This window comes from Microcystis sp. LE19-195.1E (assembly GCF_027532095.1).
GTDB classification, from domain to species: domain Bacteria; phylum Cyanobacteriota; class Cyanobacteriia; order Cyanobacteriales; family Microcystaceae; genus Microcystis; species Microcystis aeruginosa.
Window position 1 is genome coordinate 1 of sequence record NZ_JAPZSZ010000301.1, and the last position, 7,967, is coordinate 7,967.

The following is a 7,967-nucleotide window of genomic DNA, read 5'->3' on the forward strand; positions in this document are numbered from 1 at the left end:
ACGACCAGCTTCCGATATGCCCTATCGTAGCTTTTTTGAGTATATTTAATGCCGCCATTTTGTCCCTATCTTCCACATATCCGCAGGAACAAACATGAGTTCTAACTGATAGAGACTTTTGGATTAACCGACCACAATTAAGGCATTCTTGACTTGTATAGGCCCGATTAACTGCAATAGTTAATCGGCCGTATTTAATACCAAAATACTCTATCCATTTTCTTAATTGCGACCAACCAGCATCATTGATACTCTTGGCTAGTTTTCGATTACGCACAAGGTTCTTGACTTTTAAATCTTCGTAAGCTATCAAGTCGTTTGACTGAATTAAACGGAGTGCCAATTTTTTAGCAAACTCTTCTCGTTGCCTACTTACTTTTAAATGTCCCTTGGCGTATTTTTGACTAGCTTTTTTGTAGTTATTAGACTGCTTTTGTCCTCTCTTAAACTTTTTCGACTTTCTTCTATTCAGTTTATTAAGACGCTTCTCGGCTTTTCGATAATACTTAGGAGGCTCTACTGTATTCCCGTTGCTGTCAGCATAAAGATATTTTAACCCCATATCTAATCCTAGGCAATGACCCGTCGATTCTAATTGTGGGGTTATATCTCTAGCATCGAGTTTTAGCATTAACTGGCAATAATATCCATCAGCCCTTTTAACTATTCTTATCCGTTGAATTTGCCATTCTTGAAAATAAAACAAGTCTCGACTACCAATTAGTTTTAACTCCCCAAGGTTTTTTCCATCAGTGAAAGTTATTCTCTTGGAATTTCGATTAAGTTTCCAACCTGACTTTTTAAACTCAACAGAATGAGTACGTTTAGAGTATTTAGGATAGCCTTTTTTACCAGCGATTTGGTTCTGGCAATTGTTATAGAACCTAAGAATAGCAGTCCAAGTCCGTTCGCAAGCCTGTTGACAAGCTGTAGAGTTAAGGTCTTGAACAAAAGGGTATTCACTTCTTAATTGAGTGACATATTTATATACATCCTTTTGTCCTACACCTTTATTGTCTTCCCAATATCTAAGACATTTATTCCGAACAAACTGGACTGTCCGAATAGCCTCATCAATGGCTTGATATTGAGATGGTTTTCCTCTAAGCTTGTACTCTAAAACAAACATTTTGCGTTATCGACCTACCACGCAAACTATTCTAGCATACTAAAATTAAATTGGCAACTATAGATTAGAGTTATTCTTAGTCGTGCTTCGCTGTTCTATGCTGGCGGAACTTTTCATCTCCGAGGTGAAACCGAGGGTTCCTTCAAGCCGACATTATAGGTAAATAAGGAAGCGCACTTAATGCCCCAAGACTAGAATCTACCTCAGTGAAAGCAAATCTTACCTTATTAGCCATGAGTCAATTCTTGTTTCTCTTTTAATGCTTGAGCAAGAATGGCGGCAGCCTCAAAAGAGTCATGTAAACCTTGTCTAGGGAGATCATCTTCAATAGACATCGGTACAATACCAGAATCCTTGAGCAACTCGGCTACAAGAAAGTTAAGTAATAAGAGCTTATCGGAGTAAGACAATTGCTTTAGCAGGGGCGCAAATTGAGTAGTTGTCAGCATGGATTCAAGAAAGTTACGGATTTTGACTTTCTGCACTTTGTCTGAGTATAACACCACCTTTGCGCTAATCCCTGCCCCAAAAGCAGGCTAACTTTGCCGTTGGAGAGAAATCCCAGAAATGTTCAATCTAATCTTTATGGTTCTTCGGTTTGTGTCAGTGCGATGCCGAAGGCACTGCGTAGCAGTACGCCGCTCTGGTAGTTAATGAAATGTAACGCACCTCTTTTTTCTCTAGTCAAACTATTAGAGCCAGTCTTAGGTTAAGTTGCCGAAAAAACATCTAGCCGACGATGCCTCTAGCGACTAGATGCCATGATCAAGTCATGTCTGTCCCTGACTAAAATAGAATTAGCGATTTCCCTAAGAGACCTAATTCCATGACGATTATCACTCTTTCACGTTATGTCACCAGAAACAATGAGATTTTAGGTGGAGAGCCAATTATTGAAGGCACTCGCACATCTATTCGCGCAATCGTAGGTCTGTGGCGATTAGGTGTGATGCCAGAGGAAATTCCAACTCATTTACCTCATTTGACCTTAGCACAAGTGTTCGATGCCTTGAGTTTTTATTTGGATCATCAAGCAGAAATTAACGAGTACATTGAACGTAACCAAGTCCCCGATGAGTTGGTGCATCCTTCTGTAAAGGCAGCTTTGGGTAAGCTATGAGCATATTTGCTTCGCTTTACATGGACGAAGATATGTCGGCGTTAGTTGCAACACTTCTGCGTTCTCGTGGTTTAGATGTCACCACTGTTCCTGAGCAGTCAACTTTGGGCAAAACTGACAGCGAACAATTAGAATTTGCAGCTTCTTTAGGTAGATGTCTTGTCACCCACAACCGAGTTGATTTTGAACGATTGCATCTTCAATTCATAGAGGAAGGCAGAGAACATTGTGGAATTATTGTTGTCCCTCAGAAAACTGCCTACGAGGTCGTGCAACGGGTTGGTGTTTTAGTCAACACGTTGACTGTTGATAGTATTAATAATCAGTTACTATACGCATGATTTCTCCGCAAACTTACACTCTAAGCACAAGCCAGCTAACACGATGAAGCGGCGATGTTCTAGTTCATTCATCACCGCTGACCATTGCTGTTAGACAGAAATCCCAGAAATGTTCAATCTAATCTTTATGGTTCTTCGGTTTGTGTTAGGCCATGGACGGGTTATAAAGGGCGATTTTTGTCAATTGTTTTCGATAACGTTTTTAAAACCCGACACCCGACACCCTGTCCCCAGGAAAAACTTTTTTAGCAGACCCTAGCCATTATACCGATAGGACGGGTTGGCCGGTAGAAATGGCCTTTTCGACGATATCGGCGGCCATTTTCACTCCTCCAGTCTTCTGTAGTGCTTTTTGCATTCTCAGGGCATTTTCTCGGTAACTGGGGAAGGATAAGACCTTTTCAATCGCCTTTCGTAAACGGGGAACTTCTAGACGGGAAATCGGAATCACTTCCCCTGTCCCCGACCATTTTATCCGAGCAGATACCCCCGGTTGGTCGTTAGCGATGGGAATGGCCACCATCGGTACAGCTTGCGCTAGGGATTCTAGGGTAGTATTTAAGCCTGCGTGGGTGATAGTAAGAGAGGCTCTGGTTAAAAGCTCTAATTGGGGAGCGTAGGGAACAACTAGGGCGTTTTTTGTCGTTATTTGAATGTTAGAGTCGGTGTTGCCCAAGGATAAAACTAATTGTACCGGCAAATCGGCACAGGCTTCGGCGATCGCATTAAAGGCCGATTGTAGGCGATTTTGAATTGTACCGAGGGAAGCATAAATCAAGGGTTGTCCGGTTAATTTTTCGTAGGGAAAAGGAATCGTTTTTCTGGTGGAGGAATCGTGAAAGGGGCCGGTAAAGTGAAAGTGAGCGGGTAAATTTTGCCGAGGAAACTCGAATTCGGCAGGTTGTTGGCTAATTTGGGCGATGGGTGAATAGCGTTGATTGATGTTTTGATAGGGAATTAACCCCCATTCTTGACGTTGCCGGTTGATTAACTCATTCAGGGGACGAGTCAGAGAGTCAAGGAGTTTATAGCCAATTTTATTGCGAATAACCCCGATAAATGAGGGATTATAGTCCCAAGTAGTCATAAAGGGCGGAATAAGCGGGTCACGATTTAAAACCAATGCCCCAGCAAAACTGACAAAGGGAATAGCTAATTTTTCTGCGATTGTACCTCCTGAGGGGGAGACTTGATCGACAATTAGGGCATCAATTCCCAAGCGACGCATCTCTTGAGGGATAGTTTCAAAGAGGGCAGCGGTAGAATTAGTCACTGATTGTACCGTGCGACGGACGGCTGCTGTTCCCCGTAATTGACCAATTTCGGCTAAATTTTTGGCTGATGTGCCTTTCGGATATTTGTCAGGTGCAATTGCCTGAAAATCTAAGCCGGCTGCTTGCACCATTTCTTCACCATCAAGAGTTAGAAAACAGGTAACTTTATGACCGCGTTTTTGTAACTCTTTTCCTAAAGGTAGGAGAGGATTGATATGTCCAGAAGCGGTGGGACAAAGAATGCCAAAATGAGTCATTAAACACCTCCACAGGTTTTCTTTAATTCTTCTAGATTCCAGAATGCACCACCCAAGGCGGAGAATTGTATTCCTTCAAAGCAGTTACGCACAGCCCCCAAAGCGAGGGGATTAACTAGATAAATAAACGGGACGTATTCCTGTTGAAGTTGTTGAATTTCATTATAGATAACTTTGCGCTTCTCAAAGTCTAATTCTTGGGAACCTTTGACGTATAAATCGGCGATTTTTTTCTCCCAATCCGCCGCTTGCCAGCCTTGAATCGGCGGGCTGCCGGGTTGAGGTTGTTGGTTAAAAGCGTGGAGATTTCCATCTACATACCAAATATTGGGGGCGTGGGGTTCATTATCGCCGGTAAAACCTAAAATATGTGCTTCCCAATCTAGACTATTACTTAGTTTATCAACTAAATTGCTAAAAGCGATCGCTTGAAAATCCACTTGAATTCCTATTGCGGCTAAATCATTTTTAATTTGCGCCCCAATAGCTTCCCTGATTTTATTTCCTGCATTAGTAATCAGGTTAAATCTAACGGGATTATTATCGATATCGACTAGCAGATTATCACTATTATACTTAAATCCCGCCTCTAATAATAATTCTTTGGCTTTTTCGGGATTGTAATCGTAACCTTTCAGGGTTTTATCGTAAAAAGGCGATTGAATAGAAATAAAAGAGTTTTGTTCTTGTCCCAATCCTCGATAGATATCATCAATCATTCTTTGACGATTAATGCCGTAGGCAATAGCTTGGCGGAAATTTAAGTTATTAAACCAACGGGATTTAATCGGATCTACTAGGGGTTTTCCGTCGCGTTTTCCTTGATTGAGATTAAAACCGATAAATTGGGTTCCGTAGGCAGGTCCCCCATTAAAAATCGTGAAATTTCCTCTTTCTTCTTCAGTTTTTAAGAGGGAGAAAAATTCGGGAGTTACCCCAATAGAATCTAAACTTCCCGAACGAAATTGTAGTAAAGTTGTGTCCTGAGATTCAACAATTGCCCAAATTACCGAAGTTATATGAGGTAATTGTTGTCCCTGGGCATCTTTTTTCCAATAGTAAGGGTTATTCTCAAAAATAATCCTTTGTCCCGTTATATATTCTTTTAGTTTATAAGCACCATTAAAAACAATTTGATCGGGAGGAGTATCTAACCCCCAAGTGGAGAGAAATTCTAACCTACCATCGGGGCTTTTTTTCTGAATAGTTTTTTCTAAAGCGTGTTTAGGTAAAATCGGTGAACTGACAGCATCTAAAAAAGGAGCAAAAGGTTCGGGTAGTTTAAATTCGATTCTGCGATTATCTAGTTTAGTGATAACTGGAAATTCTTTTTTTAATCCTATTCTTAAACTATCGCGGTAGTTGTTAGGAATATCAGGATTTAGATATAATTCTTTATAGGTAAAAACCACGTCATCAACGGTTAAGGGTTGACTATCCGACCATTTTAAACCCTCTCTGATAGTAAAAATAATGCTCAAATTATCATCGGAAATTGTCCAAGATTCTGCTAAGACCGGTTCTTTTTTGCCAGTAATGGGATTTTCTGTTAATAGTCCTTCGTAGGTTAAACCAAAAATATTCGGGGATTCGGCCGATAAAACAGCATTAAAGGTTTTTGGGTCACTTAATACCGATATGACCACTTGATTGCGTCTAACTTGATTACCACAAGCAGTTAGGGAAATCAGCAATAAACAAGAAATTAAAAATACCGTTAATCCCTGCCAAAATTTCACCATAATCTTTAATATTTTTCTGTCCGACTATCTAGAAGTAAAGACCTTGTCTTGCTATATAGGGTTTGCTGAATAAATCTAAAAACCTTGTTGGGTAAGACTTTTAGACTTTTTGTCAATCAAAAAGTACCAGGTATGGGAGTGATCAGGGGGAAAATCCCTGGACTTTTTCCCTAAAAATTAGGTAATTGGCCACCTCAAAACCGGTAAAACCCCACACCCCACACCCCACACCCCACACCCTGCCCCCACCGAAAAACTTTTTCAGCAGACCCTATATACACCGAAACTGACCAAGCTGAAAGCCGCTGGACTGTTTCCTTGCCCCATCAATATAACAGGAAATGAGACAAAAAATCTCGCCTAGAAAAGATTGACAAAGGCGAGAAACCGTGTTTCCATCAAAAATATGAGATAAAATCTAAGAACGTTGTTCGATCGGTGTATAGGGGACTTCGTGTTCTCCAGTGTAGATTTGGGTAGGACGGAAAATGCGGTTAGTATTTAATTGTTCTTTCCAGTGGGCCAACCAACCGGCCACCCGGGAGATGGCAAAAATCGGGGTAAATAAATCATTGGGGATGCCTAATTTCCGATAGACCAATCCCGAATAGAAATCCACATTAGGATAGATACCTTTTTCGCCGTAGATATCCACCATTGCCTGTTCTAATTCTAGGGCGATATCGTAGTATTCATCGGAACCTAATTCCGCGAATAATTGTTCGGCAAGATTTTGTAAAATCGTCGCCCGGGGATCCTTAACTTTATATACCCGGTGTCCAAAACCCATAACTTTTTGTTTATTGGCGATACATTTTTCCACATAGGGACGAACATTAGCCACCGAACCGATTTCCTCTAACATTAACAATACTTCCTCGTTTGCCCCACCGTGGAGGGGGCCGGCGAGAGTTCCCACTGCTGAAGCGATGACACCGTAGGGGTCGGTTAAAGTGGAAGCCGTCACCATGGCCGAAAAAGTCGAGGCATTCATGGTATGTTCGGCGTGGAGGGTCAAACAGACATCGAAAACTTTCGCCGCTAAATCCGTTGGTCGTCTTTCCGTCAACATATAGAGGAAATTGGCCGCATAATCAAGACTATCGTTGGGCTGAATGGGATGATTACCTTTGCGAATTAATTGAAACGCCGCCACCATGGTGGGGATTTTCGCTAATAGCCGGACTACTGCCTGACGGATATATTCGGGATTATCCAAAGCTCGACGGGCATAGTATAACCCTAAAGCCGCCGCCGAAGTTTGTAGCGCATCCATGGGGTGGCCTTTTTCGGGGAAGCATTTCATCATGTCTTCGATACGGTACTTGATGCGTCGATGATAACGGATTTCATCGGCAAATTCGTCCAGTTCCGCCCCCGTGGGCAGAACACCCCAGATAAGGAGATAGGCGGTTTCGAGGAAGGTACTTTTTTCGGCGAGTTCCTCAATCCGAATGCCCCGATACTCTAAGATTCCCTTTTGCCCATCCACAAAGCTGATACTCGATTGGGCGGCGGGAATTCCTTCTAAACCTGGCCGATATTCACAAACTGTCATAGTTCTACTTTCCGTGGCGAAGATTAAGCCCTAACGCTAACTTACTTGATCTTTCCACCCTTACCGAAATTTTATAGAAATTCTTCGGTTCTGCCTCTCCCGTTCAGGATTGGGGAGAAGTGGACGGAAATTACCCCTATTTAGCGATTGCTTCGTCGATTTAGTCAACCCTGCCCTAGCGCATTTTTTCTGGGCTTACTGTTGCGACTCTAGCTAGAGGACTTGATATTTATCTACTTTCATTGTAGCGAGACTATCTCGATCGATTGAGCCGATCGATAATTTTTTTAAGTTTCTTCGGGATTAATATTTAACTCCCGCAGTTTTGCCGCCAATCGTTCGGCCCGTTGCCGTTCCGCTTCCGCCCGTTGACTTTCCGTTTCGGCCCGTTGCCGTTCCGTTTCGGCCCGTTGTCGTTCCGTTTCGGCCCGTTGTCGTTCCGTTTCGGCCCGTTGTCGTTCTTCGTTGTAACTGGTGAAAGGTTGACCATCGGGATAATACAAGAGTAACTCTGGTTGGGCCAATTGAAAACGAATGCCCAAGCGA

General features: G+C 42.3%; 7 protein-coding genes and 1 pseudogene. 2 read left to right on the forward strand and 6 right to left on the reverse strand.

The features are described 5' to 3' along the window. Together O9300_RS16675 and O9300_RS16680 are read right to left on the reverse strand one after the other, a co-directional pair. On the reverse strand, positions 1 to 1,129 hold a 1,129-nt coding region (locus O9300_RS16675), incomplete at its 3' end, for an RNA-guided endonuclease InsQ/TnpB family protein (protein ID WP_287972844.1). 227 nt (positions 1,130 to 1,356) lie between these two features. After that, positions 1,357 to 1,578, reverse strand: coding sequence for a hypothetical protein (locus O9300_RS16680; protein WP_002755098.1), 222 nt, complete (start codon positions 1,576 to 1,578; stop codon positions 1,357 to 1,359). A 377-nt stretch (positions 1,579 to 1,955) separates the two neighbouring features. Here O9300_RS16680 and O9300_RS16685 point away from each other — a divergent pair, with 377 nt between their 5' ends. Together O9300_RS16685 and O9300_RS16690 are read left to right on the forward strand one after the other, a co-directional pair. Further along, positions 1,956 to 2,249, forward strand: coding sequence for a DUF433 domain-containing protein (locus tag O9300_RS16685; RefSeq protein WP_002794978.1), 294 nt, complete (start codon positions 1,956 to 1,958; stop codon positions 2,247 to 2,249). Continuing rightward, on the forward strand, positions 2,246 to 2,590 hold the full coding sequence (locus O9300_RS16690) for a DUF5615 family PIN-like protein (protein ID WP_002794977.1): 345 nt from the start codon (positions 2,246 to 2,248) through the stop codon (positions 2,588 to 2,590). Before O9300_RS16685 ends, O9300_RS16690 begins: the two co-directional genes overlap by 4 nt. A gap of 262 nt (positions 2,591 to 2,852) precedes the next feature. Here O9300_RS16690 and O9300_RS16695 read toward each other — a convergent pair whose 3' ends face one another. From O9300_RS16695 to O9300_RS16710, 4 genes and pseudogenes are all read right to left on the reverse strand, one after another. Next, positions 2,853 to 4,121, reverse strand: coding sequence for a glycosyltransferase (locus O9300_RS16695; protein WP_287972846.1), 1,269 nt, complete (start codon positions 4,119 to 4,121; stop codon positions 2,853 to 2,855). Continuing rightward, complete coding sequence (locus O9300_RS16700; protein WP_287972847.1) at positions 4,121 to 5,863, reverse strand: ABC transporter substrate-binding protein; 1,743 nt, start codon at positions 5,861 to 5,863, stop codon at positions 4,121 to 4,123. The genes O9300_RS16695 and O9300_RS16700 overlap by 1 nt, the downstream gene beginning before the upstream one ends. A gap of 418 nt (positions 5,864 to 6,281) precedes the next feature. After that, positions 6,282 to 7,421, reverse strand: coding sequence for a citrate synthase (locus tag O9300_RS16705; RefSeq protein ID WP_002796663.1), 1,140 nt, complete (start codon positions 7,419 to 7,421; stop codon positions 6,282 to 6,284). Positions 7,422 to 7,708: 287 nt separating this feature from the next. Continuing rightward, positions 7,709 to 7,967 (reverse strand): annotated as a pseudogene (locus tag O9300_RS16710) (Uma2 family endonuclease); the annotation flags it as partial.